Source organism: Streptomyces sp. NPDC002845 (assembly GCF_053591955.1).
The window spans coordinates 1-21710 of the sequence record NZ_JBSFUU010000106.1; the positions used below are offsets into that span (position 1 = coordinate 1).

Sequence of the window (21710 nt, forward strand, 5' to 3'; positions counted from 1 at the left end):
GGGGGGTGTGTGGGGGGGGGGGGGGGGGTTGGGGGGGGGGGGGGGGGTGTGTGGGGGGGGGGGGGGGGGGTTGCTGTGGATCGGCCTGAACGGCCTCGTCCTCAAGCGCCGGACGGGCTGGGGTGCCTGGGGCGGGCTGACAGGCGCGGCTTCGTGGGTGGGGGATTGGCCTTGCGGCCTCGTGCTCAAACGCCGGACGGGCTGGAGGGGGCTGAGGTGGGCTGGCAGGTGCGGGCCCGCGCCGGGAGAAAGTTCGGGCACGGTTCGGTCGGGGGCGAACAGTGTGTGCTGCATGCTGGCGTGTATGAGGAGTGAGCGGGCGGGAGGCGCTGGGCTGGCTGCGTTGGCTGGGCTTGTTGCTGATGAGACGCGGGCCGGGTTTCTGATTGCGCTGCTGGATGGGCGGGCGTGGACGGCCGGGGAGCTGGCGCGGTACGGCGGGGTCGCGGCGTCGACCGCCAGTGAGCATTTGGGCAAGCTTGTCGCGAGTGGGCTGTTGGTGGAGGAACGGCAGGGGCGGCACCGGTACGTGCGGCTGGCGGGGCGGCGGGTGGCGCAGCTGGTGGAGGACCTCGCTGCGCATGTCGAGCCCGTGCAGGCTCCCGCTCGTTCTCTGCGCGCCGCCAGCGCCGGGGCCGCGCTCGCCCGGGGCCGGACCTGCTACGACCACCTCGCCGGGCGCCTCGGCATCGCCCTCACCGACGCGCTGACCGGGCGGGGGCTGCTGCGGCAGGACACCGGGTTCGCGCTCACCGACGAGGGGGTGGCGTGGTTCGCCGAGGCGGGCATCGGGCTCGATCGCAGCGGGCGGAGGCCCCTCGCCCGCGCCTGTCTCGACTGGACCGAGCGTCGGCCGCATCTCGCGGGGGTCGCGGGCGCCGCGCTGTGCCGTCATGTGCTGGAGGTGGGGTGGTGCGTGCGCATCGGGTCGGGGCGGGCGGTGAAGGTGACGGACGAGGGGGAACGGGCCTTTGCGGAGTTGTTGGGGGTGGAGGCGGAGGCGCTCCGCTGAGGGGGCGGATCGAGGGGGTGGGGCCGGGTGCGGCTGCGTCGCCGCCGAACTGCGTCGCGTCCACGTGCCGGAGCCTCCCCATGGCGTAGTCCCGGCGGGGGAGAGAGTTACCGGCTCACATGTCGAATCCCCGCCGTGCCCCGTCCCCCCGCCATCACTCCCTAGAACACCACCACAGCCCGGCCCCCCTTCCCCGCCAGCATGTTCTCGAAGGCGGCCGGGATGCCCTCCAGAGCGATCCGTTCCGTGACCAGGGCGCCCAGGTCGATACGGCCCGCCCGGACGTGTTCGGCCAGAAGCGGCAGGTCGGCCGCCGGGTCGGAGTTGCCGTACACGCAACCGGAGAGGGTCCGGCCCCAGTGGAAGATCTCCAGCGCGTTGAAGGTGACCTGCTGGTCCTTGCCGCCGATGCCGACGACCGTGGTGCGGCCGCCGCGCCGGGTCGCGTCCCAGGCCGCCCGGATGGTGGCCGCACGGCCGACGCACTCGACGGAGACGTCCACGCCCTGCTTGCCGGTGAGGGCGCGGATCTCGCGGGCGGTGTTCTCCGACGCGATGACGTAGTCCGTGGCGCCGGCCGAGCGGGCCAGTTCCTCCTTCTCCGGGGAGACGTCCACGGCGATCACACGTGACGCGCCCGCGATCCGGGCCGCCTGGAGTGCGGCGAGGCCGACTCCGCCCACCCCGAACACCGCGACCGTCTCACCGGGTCGGACCTTCGCCGAGTGATGGACGGCACCGTATCCGGTGAGGACGGCGCAGCCGAGAAGAGCCGCGTCCACCAGGGGGACACCGGAAGGGGCGGGGAGCACGCAGCCGGCGGCCACGACGGTCTCCTCCGCGAACGCGGCCACGTTCAGGCCGGGGTACAGGTCGGAGCCGTCGGAGGCCCGTCGCGCGTACACCTCGCCCGCACCCGTCAACGCGTTCGCGCACAGCCACACCTCCCCCAGCGAACAGGCGTGGCACTCTCCGCACGACGGCGCCCAGTTGAGGACCACTCCGTCGCCGGGCGCGACATGCGTGACACCGGGGCCCACGGCCACCACGGTGCCCGCGCCCTCGTGGCCGAGCACAGCGGGCACCGGCACCCGCATGGTCCCGTTGGACAGGGACAGGTCGGAGTGGCACACCCCGGCGGCGGCCAGCCGGACCTGGACCTGGCCGGGGCCGGGCGGCGGGAGTTCGATCTCGGCGATCTCCAGGGGAGCCCCGACGGCGGGAAGGACAGCGGCGCGGACCATGACGTACAAGCTCCTAGGGGCGGCGACGGGGGGCAGAAGGTTCAGAACTGGAGGGGTTCAGAACTGGAGGGACTTCGTCTGGAGGTACTCGGACAGGCCGTGCCTACCCAGTTCCCGTCCGACCCCCGACTGCTTGTAACCGCCGAAGGGCGCTAGCGGGTTGAAGCGTCCGCCGTTGATGTCCACCTGACCGGTGTCCAGTCGGCGGGCGAAGGCCACCGCCTCCGCCTCGTCGCCCGCCCATACGGCGCCGGCGAGCCCGTACACCGTGCCGTTCGCGATGCGCAGGGCGTCCTCCTCGTCCTCGTACCGGATGACCGAGAGCACCGGTCCGAAGATCTCCTCCTGCGCGATGGTCATCTCGGGGGTCACGTCGGCGAAGACGGTCGGGCTGACGAAGTAGCCCTGCTCGCACGGGGGTTCGGTGCCGCCCACGACGAGGCGCGCGCCCTCGGCGATGCCCTGCTCGATGTAACTCCGCACCCGTTCCCGCTGCTTGTCGCTCACCACCGGTCCGATGCGGTCGCCGTACTTCGCCGCTGCGGTCGTGGCCAGAGCGACCGCGTCCTCGTACTGGGAGGTGTGCACCAGCATCCGTGTCCAGGCGCTGCACGTCTGGCCGGAGTTGGACATCACGTTGGCGACGCCGACGTTGACGGCCCTGGCCAGGTCGGCGCTCGGCAGGATGACGTTGGCGGACTTGCCGCCGAGTTCGAGGGCGGCCTTCTTGACCGCCGCACCCGCCGTCGCGCCGATCCGGCCTCCGACCGCCGTGGAGCCCGTGAAGGACACCAGGTCGACGCCCTCGTGCTCGACGAGTGCCTGGCCCGCGACCGGGCCGAGGCCGGTGACGAGGTTGAACACGCCCGCCGGGAACCCCGCCTTGTCGACCGCCTCCGCGAAGAGCTGGGCCACCAGCGGGGTGTTCTCGGCCGGCTTCAGGACGACCGTGCAGCCCGCGGCCAGCGCCGGGGCGACCTTGGCGACGATCTGGTGGAGAGGGTAGTTCCACGGGGTGATCGCGCCGACGACGCCGATCGGCTCGTGGTGGACGGTCGAGTTGCCGACCTTCTCCTCGAAGGCGTACGTCGCCGCCAGTTCGGCGTACGAACCGGCGACCTGGATCGGCAGCCCGGCGTGCACCGTCTGCGAGAACGGCAGCGGTGAGCCGAGTTCGGCCGTGACGGTCCCGGCGATCTCGTCCTTGCGCGCGACCAGCACGTCGCGCAGGGCGCCGATGCGCGCGCCCCGCTCCGCCGGCGGGGTCGCGGCCCAGCCCGGGAGGGCGGCGCGGGCGGCGCGTACGGCGGCGTCGACGTCCTCGGCGGTGCCGGCGGGGACGCGGCCGATCGGCTGCTCGTCGGCGGGGTTCACGACCTCGATCGTGTCCGTACCGGCGGCGGGCCGCCAGGCCCCGGCGATGTACATGCCGTCGTGTGCCTTCATCGTGCTTCCTCCCGGGCGGGCTTCGTCGTCCGGACCCAAACTAGCGATGATAGTTTTTCGGCGCCAGAGGAGCCAGAGGAGCCAGAAGGGTCATCAGGGCCAGAGGGGTCCGGGCCTCACGGTCTCAGCGAAGCACGCGCGTGTCCCGGCTCAGAAGTCGGCCCTGGTCGGCTCGTCCAGCCGCGCCACGGACTCCTGTGCGAACTCCTTCCGGTAGGCCTCGCGGATGCGCTCGACCTGTCCGTCGCGCAGCCGCGCCTCCTTCGCCGGGTAGAGCAGGATCAGTTCGTACGCACGCTCCCGCTCGATGGTGCCGCTCGCGTCCCGCCACTGCCCGCGCCCGTCCTGCACGGTGAGTCCGTCGGGGAAGCTCGGCGTGACCTCCCGGTCGACGAACGCCATGAACTGCTCGTCCGTGACGGCCGGTCCACCGTCGGGCCGCTCGGTACCGAAGAAGAGCCGGGCCTCCAGGTACGCCGCTCCGCGCGCCGGTGCGGCCGTCGCCACGGAGTCGGGAGTCCGCGGCTCCTGTCCGTCGAAGGCGGCGTAGGCGGCGGGGGCACCGGCGGTGAGCAGCGCGGCGGCCGTGGCGGTCGCGACACGGGCGCGCAGGGTGAGCGCGGGCATGGGGTTTCCTTTCCTGCGGGGGAAGAGGAGGGAGAGATGAGCGCCCCACACTGTGGCAGGCGGAACCAGGAGGAAGAGGCAGAAACGCGTCCCAGATCGTATAAACCACCTGAACCACTGGTTCAAGGACGAGCACGAGCCATCCCCCTCCCCTGCTCCCTACACCCCCCGCGTAGCCGTCAGGTGGGCGAAGACGACGATGTTGCTGTCGTAGCCGGTCTTCGGGTCGAAGGCGCCGCCGCAGGTGATGAGGCGGAGTTCGGGGCGCCCGCGCGGCCCGTACACCTCCTCGCTGGGGAAGCGTGCCTTCTCGTACGTCCTGACCGTGTCGACGGTGTAGACGGCGGTCCCGCCGTCGGCGCGGCGGACCTCGACGATGCGGCCCCGGCCGAGCTCCTCAAGGCTTTCGAAGACGGCGGGGCCGGACTCGGTGTCGAGGTGGCCGACGGCGACGGCGGTGCCCTGCTCACCCGGGGACGGACCGGCCTCGTACCAGCCGACGACGTCCGGGTTCTCCATCGGCGGTACGTCGAGGCGTCGTTCGCGGTCGAGGCCCAGTTTGACGATCGGCGCCTTCACCTCGATGTACGGGATGGAGATCTCGACCGCCGGGGAGCGGGGCAGCGGGGCGGGCGGCGCCGTCTCCGCCCGCGTACCCGCCTCTGCCCCCGTACCCGCCTCTGCCCGAGTACTCGTCTCCGCCCCGGCCCGCCGCTCGGCGTCGTTGTCCGCGGGCCGGGTGGGCCCCGGCGAGGCCGTCGCGCCGGCGGCCGCCTCGGTGGGGGCGGCGCCGGTGGACCCGTGGTCCTGGGCCCACCAGACACCGCCCACCACCAGGGACACGGCGACCGCCACCGTCCGCGCCAGGCGGTAGGCGCGCGTCCGGTACCAGGGCCTGGGCTCGCCCTTACGCCGCGACATCGGATCGACGGCGGAGCATCCGGACATAGACCGCCCCGGCGATCCCGACCAGCCCGACGGCCGCCGCGGCGCTGACCGGCGAGAAGGCGACTCCCGCGAGACCGCCGCCGCCGGCGGGGACACCTCCGTGCGGCGGCTTGCCCGGCGGGGTCGTGGGCGGGCTCTTCGTCGGCGTCGCCGTTGTCGCCCGGCGCGGCGAACGCGGCCGGGGCGCCGAGCACGGTGGCCCCGCCGAGGGTGAGGGCCGCTACGGCGGTGGCGCCGGTGCGGCGTGGGAGCGATGCGAGAGTCATAACCCCCTCCGAGTCAGATGATTTTCGCATAAATCAGCTCTTCGTCTGACTCTCTTTCACATCCGTACGGTGGAAGGCCTGATGCGCGCCGCGCCGCCGCTCAGAGTTCGCTCTTCCGGCCGAACGAGGGCATACGCCGCCGACGTTCACCGGAGGTCGCCGTGGTGGCCCCGTCCGCCTCCCGGGTCGGGGCGACGGGCAGGCGCAGTGCGATGCCCGAGGAGATCAGCAGCAGTCCGCCCAGCATCAGGAACGGCGCGGCGGTTCCCGCGACGCCCGCGACCAGGCCCGCCGTGGCCGGTGCGGCGACCTGCCCCAGCCGATTGCCCGTCAGGCGCAGCGCGAGGGCTGTGGACCGGGCGTCGGCGGGCGCGGCCTGGACGACGGTGGTCATGGACAGCGGCTGGCCGGCGCCCAGGCAGAAGCCGAGAGCGGCGAGGATCGCGGCCAGCGCCCACACCGGCACGGGCAGCGCGATCCCGGCGCAGAGCACGGCACCCGCCAGACACGTCCCCGTGAGCAGCGCGGTCCGGCCGAGCAGCCGGATCATCGGCGTCATCACCAGACGGCACGCGATGGTCGCCGCCGCGCGCAGGCTCAGCAGGAGGCCGATCACGGAGGGCGCGATGCCCCGGTGCTCGCCGACCACCGGAAGGTACGCGGTGAGAATGTCCGTCGCGGACAGCACGGCGAGACTGACGAAGATGCCGCCGGGCACGCCCCGGGTACGCAGGATGCGGTGCACCGGGACGCGATCGCCTTGTGCGGTACGGGACTTGGCCGCCGTACGACGCTCGATGCGCCACAACGACGTCAACGCGACCGCGGCCACCGCACCCGCCACCAGCAGCGCGAGCGCGCTCGTGCCCGCCATGTCCCGGCCGCCGATCAGGGCGCCCGCGGCGACCGGGCCGACCAGCTGCCCGAGGGAGGCGCCGATGGTGAAGTGGCCGAAGTTGCGGTCCTGTTCGTCGGGCGCGGACTGGCGGGCGACGAGCGACTGGGCGCCGATGACGAAGGACAGGTGACCGAGGCCCATCACCCCGCTCCACACGGCCATCGCGAGCAGCGAGTCGGCGAGGCCGCTCAGCGCGCAGCCACCGGCGATGAGGACGACGCCGACGGGCAGCAGTGGCGCACACCGCCCGTGGTCCGTCCGCCGGCCGAGCGGTACGGCGACGAACAGCGGGAGCAGGGCGTAGACGCCCGCGATCACACCGACCGCGCGCTCGTCGGCTCCCAGCGCGAGGGCCCGGTAGGAGACGGCGGGCCGCGCCATCGACACCGCCCCCTGCGCGAAGCTGAAGGCGATGACGAGGCGGAGCAGCCAGCCGCGGTTCCGACCGGGCCTCACGATGCGGTCCTCCTTGACGGGATGGGGTTCCCCGGTTCTACCGGAGTTCCGGGCCTTGGGCGCTCCGGTTCTCCCGAGCGAGTCACCCTGAAGGCGCTCCCTGTGAACTCGGATGACGCGTGAACTCGGATGATGCCCATCAGGACCCCCGCGGCGAGGATCACCAGCGAGATGTTGACATGAGAGCAGTAAGTGCAAAACTCCAGGTCACAGCGTTGCCGCAGCTGGTGCGACATCGACGGGTACGCCATTGAGGACCGCGTTGCCCGACAGCGGGTCGAGCTGGGAGCCGTCGAGGAGCTGGTTGACGTTGACGCCGGGGTCCAGCGCGGCGTGGCTCATCCGGGTGCCGGGGCGGTCGTGTCCCCAGCCGTGCGGGAGGCTGACCACTCCGTGCCGTACGGCGTCCGTGAGTTCGGCGGGGGCGGTGACCTCTCCGCCGGCGCCCCTGATGCGTACGGCGGTGCCATCGGTGATCCCGAGACGGGCGGCGTCGTCGGGGTGGATGTGCAGGGTGCAGCGGTTGGTGCCGCCGGTGAGGGCGGGAACGTTGTGCAGCCAGCTGTTGTTGGACCGCAGGTGCCGCCGTCCGATGAGCACGAGCCCCTCGGGGCGCTCGCTCAGGGCCTGCCGGAGCCGGGGCAGATCGTCGGCGATCGGCGCCGGCAGCAGTTCGACCTTGCCGCTCGTGGTCTTCAGCGGCTGCGGCAGGCGGGGCTCCAGCGGCCCGAGGTCGATGCCGTGCGGCTGTGCGAGCACCTTCTCCAGGGTCAGCCCGTCCGGTCGTACGCCGAAGCCGTCGCCGTACGGGCCGAGGCGCAGCATCATGTCGAGGCGGCGCTCGGGGCCGCTGTCGCCGGTGAGCGCGGCGGCCGGCTCCTTCGGGTCGCGGCCGTGTACGGGCGAGTGGGGTTCCTTGACCGCCTTGCCCAGGGTCTGCCCGATGACCAGGTCGTCCACGGCGGACGGGTCGGCGCCGTGCATGCCGGTCGCGGCGAGGGTGAGCCGCGCGAGGATCTCGGTCTCGGGCATGCGGCCGTCCTCCAGGGGGACGGCGGCGGGGCTGTAGCGGACCTGGTTGCGCACGGCGAAGGCGTTGAACGCGAAGTCGAAGTGCGGGGTCTGCGAGGGCGGGGGCGGCGGCAGGACCACGTGCGCGTGCCGCGAGGTCTCGTTGAGGTACGGGTCGACGCTGACCATGAAGTCCAGCGAGCCGAGCGCCTTGTCGAGCCGGTCGCCGTCGGGGGCGGAGAGCACGGGGTTGGCGGCGACGGAGATGAGGGCGCGGACAGGGACGCCCTCCGGCGTGGCCGTGTCGATCTCCTCCGCGAGCGCGGACAGCGGCAGCTCGCCCTTCGCCTCCGGGTGTCCGCTCACCCTGCTGTGCCACCGCCCGAGTTGGAAACCGCGGCCGGGTCCGGCGGGCCGGGGCGTCCTGTCGGTGGCCGACAGTGGGAACAGCGCCCCGCCGGGCCGGTCGAGGTTGCCGGTGAGGATGTTGAGCACGTCGACGAGCCAACTGGCCAGGGTTCCATGGGGAACCGTGCAGCTGCCGATCCGGCCGTACACGGCGGCGGTCGGCGCGGCGGCGAGCTCACGGGCGAGGACACGGATGGTGCCGGCGTCGACGTCACAGGCCCCGGCGACGGCCTCGGGCGTGAACTCCCGTACGGCGTCGGCGAGTTCCTCGACTCCGAGCACATGCGGGGCGAGTTCGCCGAGGTCGACGAGGTCCTCCTCGAAGAGGACGTACGCCATGGCCGCGAGCAGCAGCGCGTCCGTGCCCGGGCGGATGGCGAGGTGCCGGTCGGCGAGCGCGGCGGTGCGGGTGCGGCGCGGGTCGACGACGGTCAGGGTGCCGCCGCGTGCCTTCAACGCTTTCAACCGACCCGGGAAATCAGGAGCCGTGCACAGACTCCCGTTGGACTCCAGGGGGTTGGCGCCGAGGAGCAGGAGGTGGTCGGTGCGGTCGAGGTCGGGTACGGGGATGGCGTGGGCGTCGCCGTACAGCAGTCCGCTGGAGACGTGCTTGGGCATCTGGTCAACCGTGGAGGCGGTGAACAGGCTCCGGGTGCCGAGCCCGCCGAGCAGTACGGGCGGGTAGAGGGCGCCGGCCACGGTGTGCACGTTCGGGTTGCCGAGGACGACCCCGACGGCGTTGGGGCCGTGCGCCTCGACGGCCGTCCGCAGCCCGGCGGCGACGGCGTCGAACGCCTCCTCCCAACTCGCCTCGCGCAGCTCCCCGTCGATGCGGACGAGGGGTGTGCGGAGCCGGTCCGGGTCGCCGTCGGCCTGCCCGAACGAGGCGCCCTTCGGGCAGATGAACCCCTTGCTGAACACGTCGTCGCGGTCTCCGCGCGCCTTGGTCACCCTGGTCCCCTCGATGGTGAGGGTCAGCCCGCAGGTGGCCTCGCAGAGGGGGCAGATACGCAGGGCGGTGCGGGAGTCCTCGGTGGTTCCGGACGTGTCGGGAGTGATAACGGACGTCTCGGGGGTGACGGGGGCGTCGGTGGTGCGGGGCACGGGGCCTCCTGGGGCGGCGACGGTGACGCATGGACGACGACGGACTGAGCCCGAGCATACCGACCGGTATGCATCTACGGGAGGGTCCGGTTCAGTCCAGCACCCGCGCCAGATACGCCCGCAACAACTCCCGGGTCTCCTCGATGATCCGCTCGTCACCCTCCGGGCTGACACGGAAGGCGAGGTGGACGAGGGTGTCGGCGGTTTCCACGGCGATGAGGAAGGTGCGGCGCAGATCGTCGTCGGGGGTGCGGCCGATGGACGCGGAGAGGAGGTCGGTGAGGCGGTCGGCGACGTGGTGGTTCGGGTCGGCGGGGCGGACGCCGACGGGGATCTGGTTGCCGAAGTCGACGAGGGAGAAGCCGGGCGCGGTGCGCTTCATGTCGATGTACTCGTCCAGCACGGCGTCCATCACGACGCGCCAGCCCCCGTCACCGGCCTCCCGCAGGCGCCGGGTGACGCGCTCGGTGTAACGGTCGAGGTTGCGTTCGGCGAGGGCGTCGGCCATGGCGCGCTTGTTGCCGAAGAAGCGGTAGACGGAGCCGATGGGCACGCCCGCGCGGACGGCCACGGCGCGGGTGCTCAGGGCGTCGTAACCCACCTCGTCGAGGAGGTCCGCGCAGGCGTCGAGGATCCTGGTCAGTCGTTCGGCGCTGCGGCGCTGTACGGGTGCGCGGCGCAGCGAGGTCGCCTGGGGCACGGTCTTCATGGTCCCTTTCCGCCGGGGCGCGACGAGCCTCCCGTGTCCGTACGGGCCTCGCTGCCGTTTCCGCTCATTGTGGACGTCGTCGGGGACATCGTCGGGGTCGCGGATGCCGGAGTCGACTCGGCCTCCGACGCCGTGATGTCCGCCGTGCTCTCGACAGGGTCTCCGTCGACGGCCCAGACCGTGCGGTCGTCGGCGTACAGGCGGGCGGTGAGCTGATGGGTGCCGCGCCGGACGAGTTCGCCGTCCAGGTGGTACGCGACGGTGCGCAGATCGGCGACGAACCGGCCGTCCAGGTAGAGGGCGACCGTGCCGCGTCCGCCCACGGCCTCCGGCTTCACACCGGCGGGCGAGAAACGGAAGTTGCGGACGGTCAGCCGCACGTCCCAGCCCGACTCCGCCGACGGTTCGACCTCGATGCCGACCTCCGGTGCGTCCTTCTCGTCGATCTCACGGTAGCGTCGCCCCTTCTCGTCCGTGTCGTCCAGCAGTTTGCCCACCGGTAACGCCGACACCCCTGCCCCCGGCTCGCCCGCGCTGTCGGAGTCGCAGCCCGCCACGCCGCCGAGCAGGACACAGACCACGATCGCGGCGAGACATCCGCGCGTCCACGACATGCCCGGAGATTAGAACAACCCTCCGACAGCCGAATCCCCCTGGAGTCGGGTTCCGCGCGGTCCGCCTGCTGCCCAGGTCGTACGACCACCGTGGCCGATCCCCGTCGCCACCCCCGCCGGCCCCGGCCTCTCCTCTTGCGCCCGCACCGCCTCAATCCTACGGTGATACATAGGAATGCAAGGGCGAGGGAGCGATCATGAGCGGGGACGCCAGGAAGACCGCCGAGGGGCTGGCCTACCTCTCGGGCTTCGGCAACGAGCACAGCTCGGAGGCGGTCCCGGGCGCGTTGCCCGAGGGCCGCAACTCGCCCCGGCGCGCGCCCCTCGGCCTGTACGCGGAGCAGCTCAGCGGTACGGCGTTCACCGAGCCCCGGGCGCACAACCGGCGCTCCTGGCTGTACCGGATCCGCCCCTCGGCCGCGCATCCGGCGTTCACCCGCGCGGACAACGGCACCCTCCGCACGGCCCCTTTCACTCAGACGGCGCCCGACCCGAACCGCCTGCGCTGGAACCCGCTGCCGGAGCCGCCGGCCGGGACGGACTTCGTCGCGGGCCTGTGGACCCTCGGCGGCAACGGCGACGCGACCCAGCGCACCGGCATGGCCGTGCACCTGTACCACGCCAACTCCTCGATGGACCGGGTCTTCAGCGACGCCGACGGCGAGCTGCTGATCGTCCCGGAGCGCGGCGGACTGCTGCTGCACACGGAGTTCGGCCGACTGCACGTGGAGCCCGGCCACATCGCGCTGATCCCCCGTGGCGTCCGCTTCCGCGTGGAGCTGCTCGACACCGCGTCGAACGGCGGGCAGAGCCCGACCTCCCGCGGCTATGTGTGCGAGAACTACGGGGCACCCTTCCGCCTCCCCGACCTCGGTCCGATCGGCGCCAACGGCCTCGCCAACCCCCGCGACTTCCGCGCGCCCGTCGCCGCCTACGAGGACGTCGAGGGCCCGGTGGAGGTGGTGAACAAGTTCTGCGGCAACCTCTGGACGGCCGTCTACGACCACTCCCCGCTGGACGTCGTCGCCTGGCACGGCACCCATGTCCCGTACGTCTACGACCTGCGCCGCTTCAACGTCATCGGGACGATCTCGTACGACCACCCGGACCCGTCGATCTTCACGGTCCTCACGTCACCGTCCGACACCCCTGGCCTCGCCGGTGTCGACTTCGTCGTGTTCGCGCCACGCTGGCTGGTGGGTGAGGACACATTCCGGCCGCCGTACTTCCACCGGAATGTCATGAGCGAGTACATGGGCCTCATCGAGGGCGCCTACGACGCGAAGGCGGAGGGCTTCGTGCCGGGCGGGGGCTCGCTGCACAACATGATGTCGGCGCACGGCCCGGACCGGGAGACCTTCGAGCGGGCGAGCGCGGCCGAACTCGGGCCCCAGAAGGTCGACGACGGGCTGGCGTTCATGTTCGAGACCCGCTGGCCGGTCACCACGACGGCACAGGCGGCACACGCCGAGCACCTGCAACAGGCGTACGACGACGTGTGGTCGGGTCTCCAGCGCCACTTCGGCCCGTTGCACTGAACGCTCATGACCGGTACGGATACCCTCGTGACCTCATTCGCGCCGGACTCGATCGTCCTGAACCGCAAACTGCCGCTCTGGTATCAGGTTTCGCAGTCCCTGCGCGCCTCGATCCTCGGCCGCTCCCCCCAGGACCCGCTGCGGCTGCCGACCGAGGAACAGCTCGCGGGGCACTACGGGGTGAGCGTCCTGACCATGCGGCAGGCGCTGAAGGAGCTGGAGGACGAGGGGCTGATCACCCGGCACCGCAGGCGCGGCACGTTCATCGAGCCGAGCGCGCGACGCGGCGCCCCGGTACGGCTGCTCGGCTCGGTGGACGCGATCGTGGCCCAGCAGTCCGGGATGACGACCGAGCTGCTGGACCGGGGCAGCACGCCCCTGTCCGGCGAACTCGCCCCGTACTTCCCGGATCTGGACGAGGTGGCCACGTACCACCGTCTGCGCAGCGACGAGAAGACGGGTGAGCCCACGAACCACGCCCGCAACTACGTCCGCCCGGAGGTGGCCGAGCGCATCGACCCGGACGACCTGGTCCGCTGGCCGATGACCAAGGTGCTGCGGGACGTGGTGGGCGTGCGCATCAGCCGGATCACCGACACGGTGGAGGCACGCCTCGCCGACCCCGAGACGGCTCGTCTCCTCCAGGTGCCGCTGCTCAGCCCGATCCTGCACTACACGGGCGTCACCTACGACGAGGACGGGCGGGCGCTCGACGTGGCCGTCATCCAGTACCGCGGCGACCGCTTCTCCTTCACGGTCACTCTTGAGGCGAACTGACCACGTCGTACGATGCCCAGCGTGACGCCCGACGACGCTCCGCTGTTCGCGGACCTCATGCCGTGGTCCGTCGCACCGCCGCGGCTCGGCCGGGGGTGGCCGACGGCCCCCGACCCGGCATCCCTCAAGGCCCGCTGGGACGCCCTGGTGAAAGCCGACGGCCCGGACCGCGAGACCCTGTTCGGCCCCACCCGCTCCCGCACCCTGCACTCGGCGGTGTCCCAGCTCCCGGGCCAGTCCAGCGGGACGGGACGGCTGGCGCGCGAGAACGGGCCCTGCCCTGAACCCCTACGGGTTCTCGCCGCCCCCTTCGACGAACAGTGGCTCATCCCCGACCACCGCCTCATCGACGCGGCACGACCCGAGCTGTGGCGCGTGGCGGACCAGCGGCAGACGTTCGTGGTCGAGCAGACGGTCCCGCCCGAGTCCTCCGGCCCGGTGCTGCTCGCCTCGTCGGTCCTGCCCCTGCCCCCGCCGCACGGGCCCCGCCCCGGCCGCGTCCGCCCGCTGTACCGCCGCCCCGGCGCCCTCGAACCCAACCTGGCCCCCGGCCTGTCGGATCACCTCGCCGAACGCCTCGGCGACTCCCCCGGTGCCGCCGACGTCCTCGCCTGGACCCTGACCGTGGCCCGGCCGGGCCCCCAGGGCATCGAGGTCCCCCTCACGGCCGACCCCGAACTCTGGTCCCACGGAGTCGAGTCGGGGCACCGGATGCTCCGGCTGCTACGCCGCGACGGCGAACGCCCCAAGCTCCCGGGCGGCCGCCGCCCCTACGTCCGCGCCCCACTCCCGGCCCGCCCCCTCGACCTTCTCTACGACCGCGAGGAGGAGGCCCTCCTCATCGGCGAGGGCCGCATCTCCCCCGTCCCCGCCGAAGCCTGGGACTTCCACATCGGCGGGGTCCGAGTCCTTGAGGCCTGGTTCGCCCGACGCACGGAACCGGCGGAGCCGGGCACGCTGGAGGCAGTACGACCGGCCTCGTGGCCGCAGGCCTGGACGTCGGAGCTGCTGGAGCTGATCACGGTCCTTGCCCTGGTGGCGGAACTCCGGGCGCGGCAGGCCGAGTTGACGATCGAGACACCGATCACTGCGGGCGAGCTGCGCGAGGCGGGCGTCCTGCCGGTTCCGGGGGCGGTACGCAGGCCGGCGTCAGTCCTGGACCACCACGAGGAGGGCCCGGAGGGCCAGTTCGCGTTGCTCTAGGGCCAGTTGACAGCTGACCTGACGTGGGACGCGCCCCTGAAGGGGCGCGGGGAACTGCGCGACCAGCCCCCACCGGACCCGCAGCTCACAACGCAAACGCATCCAGCACCCTCCCCAACGCCCGCTCGAACACCCCCTCCAGGTCAATCGGCCCCGCATCCTCCGCGAACGCCGCCGCCAGCCTCGGATACGCCCCGGACGCGACCTGACTTCCCAGGTAAGCGATCCGCACCGCGTTCTCCTGCTCCTCGGACCAGGGCAGGGACCGCGTCCGCTCGGCGGTGGCCAGCTCGTTCGAGACGTACGTCGTCACCACCCCGTTGAGCATCGCGATCAGCTCCATCTTCGTGCCGTACGACGCGTCGAGCGGGTCCAGACAGGTCAGGCAGTGCTCCAGGTACCGCAGAACGTTGGGGCTGAAGCCGTAGACGCTTGACATCAGCCGCGGCAGCCAGGGATGCCGATGCATGAGCCCCCGGGTCTGGTGCGCGACCCGGAGCATGTCCCCCCGCCAGTCCCCCGACGGCGGCCACAACTCGTGCTCACCACTGACCGCGTCCATCATCAGCTCGTACAGGTCCTCCTTGCGGGGGACGTAGTTGTACAGCGACATCGTGCCGCAGCCCAGTTCCGCGGCGACGTGCCGCATGGACACCGCGTCGAGCCCGCCCTCGTCGGCGATCCGCACGGCCGCCGCCGCGATGTCGGCGCGCGTGTACGCGGGCTTCGGCCCCCGGCCCGTCCGCTCGGGACGGGCCCAGATCACTTCGGGTACGGCCGCTCGGCCCGCCATCGATCATCACCTCGGCCACCATCGTAGTTACGTACACCGTACGTAGTGCGTTATGGTCGAGCCATGACTACTACGTACGCTGTACTTAGTGAAGGGCTGGAGAAGCGTTTCGGTGAGGTCCACGCCGTACGCGGGCTGGACCTGGCGGTCGCCGAGGGCACGGTCTGCGGGGTGCTGGGGCCGAACGGCGCGGGCAAGACCACGGCCGTACGGCTGCTGACGACGTTGCTGCGGCCGGACGCGGGGTCGGCGCGGGTCGCCGGGCACGATCTGGTGCGGGAGGCGGCGGGGGTCCGGCGGTCGATCGGGGTGGCCGGGCAGTACGCGTCGGTCGACGGGGACCTCACGGGCCGGGAGAACCTGCGGCTGTTCGCGCGGCTGCACCGGGTCCGTGATTCGGCGGCGCGGGCCGGGGAGCTCCTGGACCGGTTCGGGCTGACCGGGGCCGCCGACCGGCCGGCCTCCACCTACTCGGGCGGTATGCGGCGCCGCCTCGATCTCGCGGCGAGCCTGATCCGGCGTCCGGAGGTGCTCTTCCTGGACGAGCCGACGACCGGGCTTGATCCCGCGAGCCGCCAGGAGATCTGGGAGGCCGTGCGGACGCTGCGGGGCGAGGGCACGACCGTGCTGCTGACCACGCAGTACCTGGAGGAGGCCGACCAACTCGCCGACGACATCGTGCTTGTGGACCGGGGGCAGGCCGCCCACACCGGCTCGCCCACCGAACTCAAGGCGCTGATCGGCTCGTACGCCGAGGTCGTGGTCGCCCACGCGGACGCCATGGCGCAGGCGGCCGGAGTCCTCGACCGACTCACGGGCGCGGCGCCCACGTCGGACCACGACCGGCACGCCGTCGGCGCGGTCACCACCGACCCGACGCTCACGCTGCCCCGCCTGGTCCGCGAACTCGACGCCGCGGGCGTGCCGTTGCTCGACGCGAGCCTGCGCCCACCGACCCTCGACGACGTCTTCCTGCGCCTCACCGAACCCACGGAAACCGACGAGCGCGACCCCGAGGAGCTTGCCGCATGAGCACGTTGGCGTACGACGGCACGGCCATGCTGGGCCGTCAGCTGCGGCGGATCCGGAACAACCCGGGGCTGCTGGTCCTGACCCAGACCATGCCGATCACGATGCTGCTGTTCTTCGGCTACGTCTTCGGCAGCGCGCTGGCGATGCCCGGTGAGGAGTACCGCTCCTTCCTCGTCCCGGGGCTGCTGGTGGCGACGGCTGCCAACGGCATCATGACCGGCATGTTCCAGGCCGCCCAGGACACGCACCGGGGCGTGACGGACCGCTTCCGGACGCTGCCGATGAGCCGGGCGGCAGTGCCGCTGGGGCAGGCGGCCGCGGATCTGGTCGTGACGGCCGCCGGTACGGTGCCGTTCCTGCTGGTCGGGCTCGCGGTGGGCTGGCGGATCGAGGGGTCCGCGCCCGAAGCGGCGGGCGCCGTGGGTCTGTTGCTGCTGTTCCGGTTCGCGACGACGTGGATCGGGATCTACCTGGGCCTGCTCACCCGCAACGAGGAGGCCGCCGGTCAGCTGGGTGGGGCGACGTTCGTCCTGCCGTTGCTGTCCAACGCCTACATCCCCACCGACGGTCTGCCGGGCTGGCTGCGCACGGTCGCGGAGTGGAACCCGATCAGCGCGGTGACCACGGCCCTGCGGGACCTCTTCGGCAACGCGCCCGTACCGGAGGGCGCCGCCTGGCCGGTGGCCCATCCGGTCGCCGGGTCGCTGGCCTGGTGCGCGGTGCTGCTCGCGGTGTTCCTGCCGCTCGCCGTCCGCCGGTACGGCAACGGCTGACCCACGAATGACAGCGGGTGACAAAGGTGCCCCGAGGGGGCCATGATCCACCCCATGCAGCCACTCCCCCTCCCTCTGGAAGGCCTCACCGTCGTCGCCGTCGAGCAGGCCGTCGCGGCGCCTTTCGCCACCCGGCAGCTCGCCGACCTCGGCGCCCGCGTGATCAAGGTCGAGCGCCTCGACGGCGGGGACTTCGCCCGCGGCTACGACACCGCCGCCCGGGGCCTGGCCTCGCACTTCGTGTGGTGCAACCGCGGCAAGGAGTCCCTCGCGCTGGACCTGAAGGACCCGCGCGGCCTGGACGTCGTACGGCGGCTGGTGGCGGACGCGGACGTGTTCGTGCAGAACCTCGCCCAGGGGGCCGCCGCCCGGCTCGGTCTGGACGCGGCCACCCTGTGCGCGGCGCACCCGAGGCTGATCGCCGTGGACATCTCGGGCTACGGGGCGTCGGGGCCGTACGCGGACAAGCGGGCGTACGACATGCTCGTGCAGTGCGAGGCCGGTCTGGTGTCGGTGACGGGCACGCCCGGGCAGCCGGTGAAGGCGGGCATCCCGGCGGCGGACATCGCCGCGGCCATGTACGCGTTCTCGGGGGTGCTCGCGGCGCTCGTACGGCGGGGGACGACCGGGCGGGGCGGGCCGGTGGAGGTGTCGATGCTGGACGCGCTCGCCGAGTGGATGGGGCATCCCCTGCATCACGTGATGCACGGTGGAACTCCCCCGGTCCGTACGGGACTCGCGCACGCCGTCATCGCCCCGTACGACGCCTATCCGACGGCGGACGGCGGGCGGGTGCTGCTGTCGGTGCAGAACGACCGGGAATGGCGGCGGCTGGCCGAACAGGTGCTGGGGCGGCCGGACTTGGCCGTGGACCCGGCGTACGCGACGAACGCGGCGCGGGTCGAACACCGGGAATGTACGGACGAGTTGGTCGCGAAGGCGCTCGGCGCGCTGGACGCGGACGAGGCGGTGGCCCGGCTGGAGGCGGCCGGGATCGCGTGCGCGCGCCTCAGGGACGTACGGGAGGTGGCGGAGCATCCGCAGCTGGCGGCCCGGGAGCGGTGGCGGGAGGTGGATTCGCCGGTGGGGCCTTTGCGGGCGCTGCTGCCGCCGGTCACGCTGCCGGGCGGGACCGGGGCACGGATGGGGGCCGTACCCGCGCTCGGGGAGCACACCGGGGCGCTGCTGCATGCCGTGGGGATGACGGACGACGAGATCGCAGCGCTGCGCCGGGATGGTGTGGTCGCCTGAGCGCGGGCCTCATGACGGATGGCCCGTGGTGTTCAGTGGCCGCCGAACAGCGAGCGGCGCAGGCGCCGCAGCGGTGCGAACAGCGAGACCCGGCGTACGCGCGCGGCCCTGTCGTGGCGCTCGCGCGGGTCACGTGCGGTTATCTCACGCATCAGCGATGTCGCCTCGGCCGTCTCGCCCTGCGGGACGGCGGGTCCCGACAGCACCGAGAGATGGCGGTCGAGGCGCGAACTCGTCGCGCTGCTCCCGCAGGTGATCGCAGGGACTCGCGCCCTGCGCACTGTTATCTGTTCCATGTCACTCCCCACCCGTACGAGTCCACCCGGCCCGGGCAGAGTAACCCTATCGCCCCCTTGGGGCACTCGTGTATCGCAGTCACAGGATTGGCCTTCCCCGCCAGGACGTTGTCGATCACTCTCCGAATCCAAGCGATTTCAGGGCGAGTTGGACAACTGGCTGGCTGGTGGGCTGTGGTGATCCATCGTCGGGCTCGACGGTCACCGCGAGTGACGTAGCATCGGCGTTCATCCCACTGGCGACCAAGGGCGTGTCGCCGTCGAAGAGCCCGAGGGAGCGTGGTTGCACATCGGGGCGCATGAGCCAGAGCTGGTGCACGCGACCGGCCGGGAGACCGTCGAGACCGCTCAGGGTGACGACCGCGCTCCCCTCCTGAGCGGAGGCCACCACTCCGATTCGCCCGCCCTGTGCGTCCTGACTGTTGGTCACGCGGGCGTCCGGCGCCGCCAGAACGTGCGCGATCTCACGTGCCTGCGCCCGCTCGGCGTTCAACTGGTCGCGCGCCTGGTTCGCCTGCACGGCGAAGAGCGACCCCACCACGAGGGCCGCGGCGGCCGTGGCGGTGGCCAGCGGTACGAACAGAGGGCGCAGCCGGGGCGCACGGGCGCGGGAGGGCGGCGGTTCGGTACCCCACACATGGGCCGGCAGATGCTGGGGGCGCGCCTTCCCCGCGCCCTGGGGAGACGCTTCCTGGGGGGTGTTGCGTACGGCGTCCAGGACCCGGTCGCGCATCGCGGGCGGGGCGGGGGCGACCGTCTGCCACGCGAGCCGCACGGCGTCCTCGGTCAGGACGCGCACCTCGGCGGCACACCGGTCACAGCGTGCGAGGTGCCTCTCGAACCGCTTGCGTTCGGCGGGCTCCAGGGCGTCCAGCGCGTAGGGCGCGGCGAGCGAGTGCGGATCACGCCGGAGCGGGCTCATGCGTCACCTCCCTCGTGCGCGCGTGCTCCGGTTCCGTCAGGCACGCGTGTGCGTGGCCGACATTTCCCGACGCCGTCCAGGGCGCTCATGCGACTCCTCCCAGGCATTCGCGCAGCCGTGTGAGTCCGTCGCGCATGCGGGTCTTGACCGTGCCGAGCGGCAGGGAGAGCCGTTCGGCGACTTCGCGGTAGGTGTAGCCGTCGTAGTAGGCGAGGGTGACGGACTGGCGCTGGAGGTCGGTGAGCCGCTCCAGGCAGTGGCGCACCCACTCGCGTTCGAGCCCGGCCTCGACCTCCTCGGCGACCTGGTCGAAGGCCGTGTGGTGGGCCCGCCTGCCCTCGCGCTGCTCGCGTTCGGTGGCCGCGCGGGCGCTGCGGACCCGGTCGACGGCGCGGCGGTGGGCGAGGGTGAGGATCCAGGACAGGGCACTGCCCCGGCGGGGGTCGAACCGGGCCGCGGAGCGCCACAGTTCGAGCAGCACCTCCTGGGCCACCTCCTCCGACTGGGCCGGGTCCCGCACGACCCGGCGCACAAGCCCGAACACCGGCCCGGACACCAGCCCGTACAGCTCCTCGAACGCCCGCTGGTCACCCCCGGCCACACGGACCAGAAGCTTGTCCGCCTCCACTCGCTCCCCCTCGTCTCCGGCCGAGCACGGCCATCCCCTCGCGTAAGGCATTCGCAACGAACACACCTCCGGATGGGGTTACGGATCAGATTGCCGAAAACGCGGGCCGCCCGCCGTTGAAACAAGTTTTCAGGAGCGCCGTAAGAAGGTTTGGGATTCGACCAATCCACCCTGCCGACCGCTCCGAATGGCGTTCGTCAGGCAAGTTGGCACAGAGGACGGACGGCATGACACCTACTTCCAGGAGCGGCGCGGGGCGCAGGAACATCGCGACCCTCATCTGTAGTGCGCTGGCCGCCGGAGGGCTCACAGCCGCCGGCGTGTCCGCGCTGGAACCGGGGGCGGCCTCCGCCTCCAGCCACCGGGAGGCCCCTCTCATATCGGGGACGCCCCAGTTCGACAACACCGACGTGTACGCGTTCGTCAGCCCGGACAAGCCGGACTCGACGACGATCGTCGCGAACTGGATCCCCTTCGAGGAGCCGGCCGGCGGACCGAACTTCTACACGTTCGCCGAGGACGCCCAGTACGACATCCGCGTCGACAACAACGGCGACGCCCAGGAAGACCTGGTCTTCCGGTACACGTTCACGACGCACATCAAGAACGAGAAGACCTTCCTGTACAACACCGGCGTGGTCGAGAGTCTCGACGACCCGGACCTGAACATCACGCAGACGTACGACATCGAGCTGATCAAGCTGAAGAACCGGCGGGTGGCGGCGAGGACGCAGCTCGTGGACGACGTGCCGGTGGCACCGTCGAACGTCGGCAAGGCGTCGATGCCGAACTACAAGAAGCTGCGCGACCAGGCCATCTACGAGACCGCGGGCGGCGCGGCGACGTTCGCCGGGCAGGCCGACGACCCGTTCTTCCTGGACCTGCGGGTCTTCGACCTGCTGTACGGCGGTGACCTCTCGGAGGTCGGGCGGGACACCCTCAAGGGCTACAACGTCAACTCCATCGCCCTGCAGCTGCCGAACGACGTGATCGCCGAGTCGCACAAGCAGCCGATCGTCGGTATCTGGTCCACGACGCAGCGCAAGGCCGCCGACGGCCGGTTCCACCAGGTGTCGCGCCTGGGCATGCCGCTGGTCAACGAGGTCGTCAATCCGATCGAGGACAAGGACACGTTCAACGCGTCCTCGCCCGTGGACGACGCCCAGTTCCTGGACAACGTCACCAACCCCGAGCTGCCCAAGCTCATCGAGGCGATCTACAAGATCCCCGCGCCCGACGAGCCGCGCAACGACCTGGTCGACGTCTTCCTCAAGGGCGTCGAGGGCCTCAACCAGCCGCCGAACGTCACCCCGTCGGAGATGCTGCGGCTCAACACCTCCATCAAGCCGGTCAAGAAGCCGAAGCGGCTCGGCGTGCTCGACGGCGACAACGCGGGCTTCCCGAACGGGCGCCGGCTCACCGACGACGTGATCGACATCGCGCTCCAGGTCGTCGAGGGTGAACTGGTCGGTGCCGCGAACGACCTGGGCGACGCGGTCGACAAGAACGACAAGAAGTTCGGCAAGGCCTTCCCGTACGTGGGTCTGCCGACGGCCGGTTCGCGCGGCAAGAAGGTCGAGGGCAACACCACGAACAATGTCCGCAGCCAGCTCGGTGAGAGCGTGGCCGCCGGCGGCTCCGACAACATGTCGCTCATCGCGGCCTCCGCGGGTTCGGGTGCGCTCGGCGTCCTGCTGATCGGCTCGGGCCTGCTGTGGTGGCGCCGCCGGGTGAACGACCGGGCGTACTACTAG

At 71.9% G+C, this 21710-nt stretch carries 20 protein-coding genes; 8 read left to right on the plus strand and 12 right to left on the minus strand.

All coding sequences use genetic code 11. From position 1 onward, the window contains the following. Positions 1 to 292 precede the first annotated feature (292 nt). A complete protein-coding gene (locus ACWD3C_RS42935) occupies positions 293 to 1012 on the plus strand; it encodes an ArsR/SmtB family transcription factor (RefSeq protein WP_451153252.1) in 720 nt (239 codons plus the stop codon). Between the two features lie 161 nt (positions 1013 to 1173). Here ACWD3C_RS42935 and ACWD3C_RS42940 read toward each other — a convergent pair whose 3' ends face one another. The 8 genes from ACWD3C_RS42940 to ACWD3C_RS42975 all read right to left on the minus strand — a co-directional run bounded on the left by ACWD3C_RS42940 (position 1174) and on the right by ACWD3C_RS42975 (position 10743). Next, entirely contained in the window at positions 1174 to 2256 is a 1083-nt protein-coding gene (locus ACWD3C_RS42940) for a Zn-dependent alcohol dehydrogenase (protein ID WP_451153254.1), read from the minus strand. 57 nt (positions 2257 to 2313) lie between these two features. Then, positions 2314 to 3702: an aldehyde dehydrogenase family protein gene (locus tag ACWD3C_RS42945; RefSeq protein WP_451153256.1), complete on the minus strand. Its 1389-nt coding sequence runs from the start codon at positions 3700 to 3702 to the stop codon at positions 2314 to 2316. 150 nt (positions 3703 to 3852) lie between these two features. After that, complete coding sequence (locus ACWD3C_RS42950; RefSeq protein WP_451153258.1) at positions 3853 to 4329, minus strand: DUF3574 domain-containing protein; 477 nt, start codon at positions 4327 to 4329, stop codon at positions 3853 to 3855. A 159-nt stretch (positions 4330 to 4488) separates the two neighbouring features. Next, positions 4489 to 5250 (minus strand): class F sortase, encoded by a 762-nt coding sequence (locus tag ACWD3C_RS42955; RefSeq protein WP_451153260.1) that lies wholly within the window; start codon positions 5248 to 5250, stop codon positions 4489 to 4491. 393 nt (positions 5251 to 5643) lie between these two features. Then, positions 5644 to 6897, minus strand: a complete 1254-nt coding sequence (locus ACWD3C_RS42960) for an MFS transporter (protein WP_451153262.1) — start codon at positions 6895 to 6897, stop codon at positions 5644 to 5646. A 207-nt stretch (positions 6898 to 7104) separates the two neighbouring features. Continuing rightward, positions 7105 to 9375 (minus strand): molybdopterin oxidoreductase family protein, encoded by a 2271-nt coding sequence (locus ACWD3C_RS42965; RefSeq protein WP_451153298.1) that lies wholly within the window; start codon positions 9373 to 9375, stop codon positions 7105 to 7107. Positions 9376 to 9511: 136 nt separating this feature from the next. Next, positions 9512 to 10129 (minus strand): TetR family transcriptional regulator, encoded by a 618-nt coding sequence (locus ACWD3C_RS42970; protein ID WP_451153264.1) that lies wholly within the window; start codon positions 10127 to 10129, stop codon positions 9512 to 9514. Continuing rightward, on the minus strand, positions 10126 to 10743 hold the full coding sequence (locus ACWD3C_RS42975; RefSeq protein ID WP_451153266.1) for a hypothetical protein: 618 nt from the start codon (positions 10741 to 10743) through the stop codon (positions 10126 to 10128). Before ACWD3C_RS42975 ends, ACWD3C_RS42970 begins: the two co-directional genes overlap by 4 nt. Before the next feature lie 197 nt (positions 10744 to 10940). Between ACWD3C_RS42975 and hmgA the strand changes: the two genes are divergently transcribed. Genes hmgA through ACWD3C_RS42990 form a run of 3 tightly spaced genes read left to right on the plus strand, consistent with a single transcriptional unit; the run spans position 10941 to position 14261 of the window. Continuing rightward, entirely contained in the window at positions 10941 to 12281 is a 1341-nt protein-coding gene (gene hmgA / locus ACWD3C_RS42980; RefSeq protein WP_451153268.1) for a homogentisate 1,2-dioxygenase, read from the plus strand. A gap of 27 nt (positions 12282 to 12308) precedes the next feature. Next, positions 12309 to 13058 (plus strand): GntR family transcriptional regulator, encoded by a 750-nt coding sequence (locus ACWD3C_RS42985; protein ID WP_451153270.1) that lies wholly within the window; start codon positions 12309 to 12311, stop codon positions 13056 to 13058. A 12-nt stretch (positions 13059 to 13070) separates the two neighbouring features. Then, positions 13071 to 14261, plus strand: a complete 1191-nt coding sequence (locus tag ACWD3C_RS42990) for a type ISP restriction/modification enzyme (protein WP_451153272.1) — start codon at positions 13071 to 13073, stop codon at positions 14259 to 14261. Between the two features lie 85 nt (positions 14262 to 14346). On the opposite strand, the gene ACWD3C_RS42995 is transcribed toward ACWD3C_RS42990, so the two are convergent. After that, on the minus strand, positions 14347 to 15054 hold the full coding sequence (locus tag ACWD3C_RS42995; RefSeq protein ID WP_451153274.1) for a TetR/AcrR family transcriptional regulator: 708 nt from the start codon (positions 15052 to 15054) through the stop codon (positions 14347 to 14349). A gap of 63 nt (positions 15055 to 15117) precedes the next feature. On the opposite strand from ACWD3C_RS42995, the gene ACWD3C_RS43000 reads away from it, so the two are divergent. The 3 genes from ACWD3C_RS43000 to ACWD3C_RS43010 are packed head-to-tail and all read left to right on the plus strand — an operon-like array spanning position 15118 to position 18110. Further along, entirely contained in the window at positions 15118 to 16086 is a 969-nt protein-coding gene (locus ACWD3C_RS43000) for an ATP-binding cassette domain-containing protein (RefSeq protein WP_451153276.1), read from the plus strand. Then, positions 16083 to 16859 (plus strand): ABC transporter permease, encoded by a 777-nt coding sequence (locus ACWD3C_RS43005; protein ID WP_451153278.1) that lies wholly within the window; start codon positions 16083 to 16085, stop codon positions 16857 to 16859. The genes ACWD3C_RS43000 and ACWD3C_RS43005 overlap by 4 nt, the downstream gene beginning before the upstream one ends. 42 nt (positions 16860 to 16901) lie before the next feature. Further along, positions 16902 to 18110, plus strand: a complete 1209-nt coding sequence (locus ACWD3C_RS43010; RefSeq protein WP_451153280.1) for a CaiB/BaiF CoA transferase family protein — start codon at positions 16902 to 16904, stop codon at positions 18108 to 18110. Positions 18111 to 18142: 32 nt separating this feature from the next. Here the strand turns inward: ACWD3C_RS43010 and ACWD3C_RS43015 are convergent, their stop codons facing one another. The 3 genes from ACWD3C_RS43015 to ACWD3C_RS43025 form a co-directional block, all read right to left on the minus strand. Further along, a complete protein-coding gene (locus ACWD3C_RS43015) occupies positions 18143 to 18406 on the minus strand; it encodes a hypothetical protein (RefSeq protein WP_451153282.1) in 264 nt (87 codons plus the stop codon). A 115-nt stretch (positions 18407 to 18521) separates the two neighbouring features. Further along, positions 18522 to 19328, minus strand: coding sequence for an anti-sigma factor (locus ACWD3C_RS43020; RefSeq protein WP_451153284.1), 807 nt, complete (start codon positions 19326 to 19328; stop codon positions 18522 to 18524). 85 nt (positions 19329 to 19413) lie between these two features. After that, complete coding sequence (locus tag ACWD3C_RS43025; RefSeq protein WP_451153286.1) at positions 19414 to 19956, minus strand: sigma-70 family RNA polymerase sigma factor; 543 nt, start codon at positions 19954 to 19956, stop codon at positions 19414 to 19416. A 227-nt stretch (positions 19957 to 20183) separates the two neighbouring features. Between ACWD3C_RS43025 and ACWD3C_RS43030 the strand changes: the two genes are divergently transcribed. Then, a complete protein-coding gene (locus ACWD3C_RS43030; RefSeq protein ID WP_451153288.1) occupies positions 20184 to 21710 on the plus strand; it encodes a DUF4331 family protein in 1527 nt (508 codons plus the stop codon).

Bases quoted from the DNA above. Each gene is read 5' to 3' on its own strand.
- ACWD3C_RS42955 (WP_451153260.1), bottom strand. From the start codon at position 5,250: ATGTCGCGGCGTAAGGGCGAGCCCAGGCCCTGGTACCGGACGCGCGCC.
- ACWD3C_RS42970 (WP_451153264.1), bottom strand. From the start codon at position 10,129: ATGAAGACCGTGCCCCAGGCGACCTCGCTGCGCCGCGCACCCGTACAG.
- ACWD3C_RS43000 (WP_451153276.1), top strand. From the start codon at position 15,118: ATGACTACTACGTACGCTGTACTTAGTGAAGGGCTGGAGAAGCGTTTC.
- ACWD3C_RS42940 (WP_451153254.1), bottom strand. From the start codon at position 2,256: ATGGTCCGCGCCGCTGTCCTTCCCGCCGTCGGGGCTCCCCTGGAGATC.
- ACWD3C_RS43015 (WP_451153282.1), bottom strand. From the start codon at position 18,406: ATGGAACAGATAACAGTGCGCAGGGCGCGAGTCCCTGCGATCACCTGC.
- hmgA (WP_451153268.1), top strand. From the start codon at position 10,941: ATGAGCGGGGACGCCAGGAAGACCGCCGAGGGGCTGGCCTACCTCTCG.
- ACWD3C_RS42945 (WP_451153256.1), bottom strand. From the start codon at position 3,702: ATGAAGGCACACGACGGCATGTACATCGCCGGGGCCTGGCGGCCCGCC.
- ACWD3C_RS42950 (WP_451153258.1), bottom strand. From the start codon at position 4,329: ATGCCCGCGCTCACCCTGCGCGCCCGTGTCGCGACCGCCACGGCCGCC.
- ACWD3C_RS43030 (WP_451153288.1), top strand. From the start codon at position 20,184: ATGACACCTACTTCCAGGAGCGGCGCGGGGCGCAGGAACATCGCGACC.
- ACWD3C_RS43010 (WP_451153280.1), top strand. From the start codon at position 16,902: ATGATCCACCCCATGCAGCCACTCCCCCTCCCTCTGGAAGGCCTCACC.
- ACWD3C_RS42990 (WP_451153272.1), top strand. From the start codon at position 13,071: ATGCCCAGCGTGACGCCCGACGACGCTCCGCTGTTCGCGGACCTCATG.
- ACWD3C_RS43005 (WP_451153278.1), top strand. From the start codon at position 16,083: ATGAGCACGTTGGCGTACGACGGCACGGCCATGCTGGGCCGTCAGCTG.
- ACWD3C_RS42975 (WP_451153266.1), bottom strand. From the start codon at position 10,743: ATGTCGTGGACGCGCGGATGTCTCGCCGCGATCGTGGTCTGTGTCCTG.
- ACWD3C_RS42935 (WP_451153252.1), top strand. From the start codon at position 293: ATGCTGGCGTGTATGAGGAGTGAGCGGGCGGGAGGCGCTGGGCTGGCT.
- ACWD3C_RS43020 (WP_451153284.1), bottom strand. From the start codon at position 19,328: ATGAGCCCGCTCCGGCGTGATCCGCACTCGCTCGCCGCGCCCTACGCG.
- ACWD3C_RS42995 (WP_451153274.1), bottom strand. From the start codon at position 15,054: ATGGCGGGCCGAGCGGCCGTACCCGAAGTGATCTGGGCCCGTCCCGAG.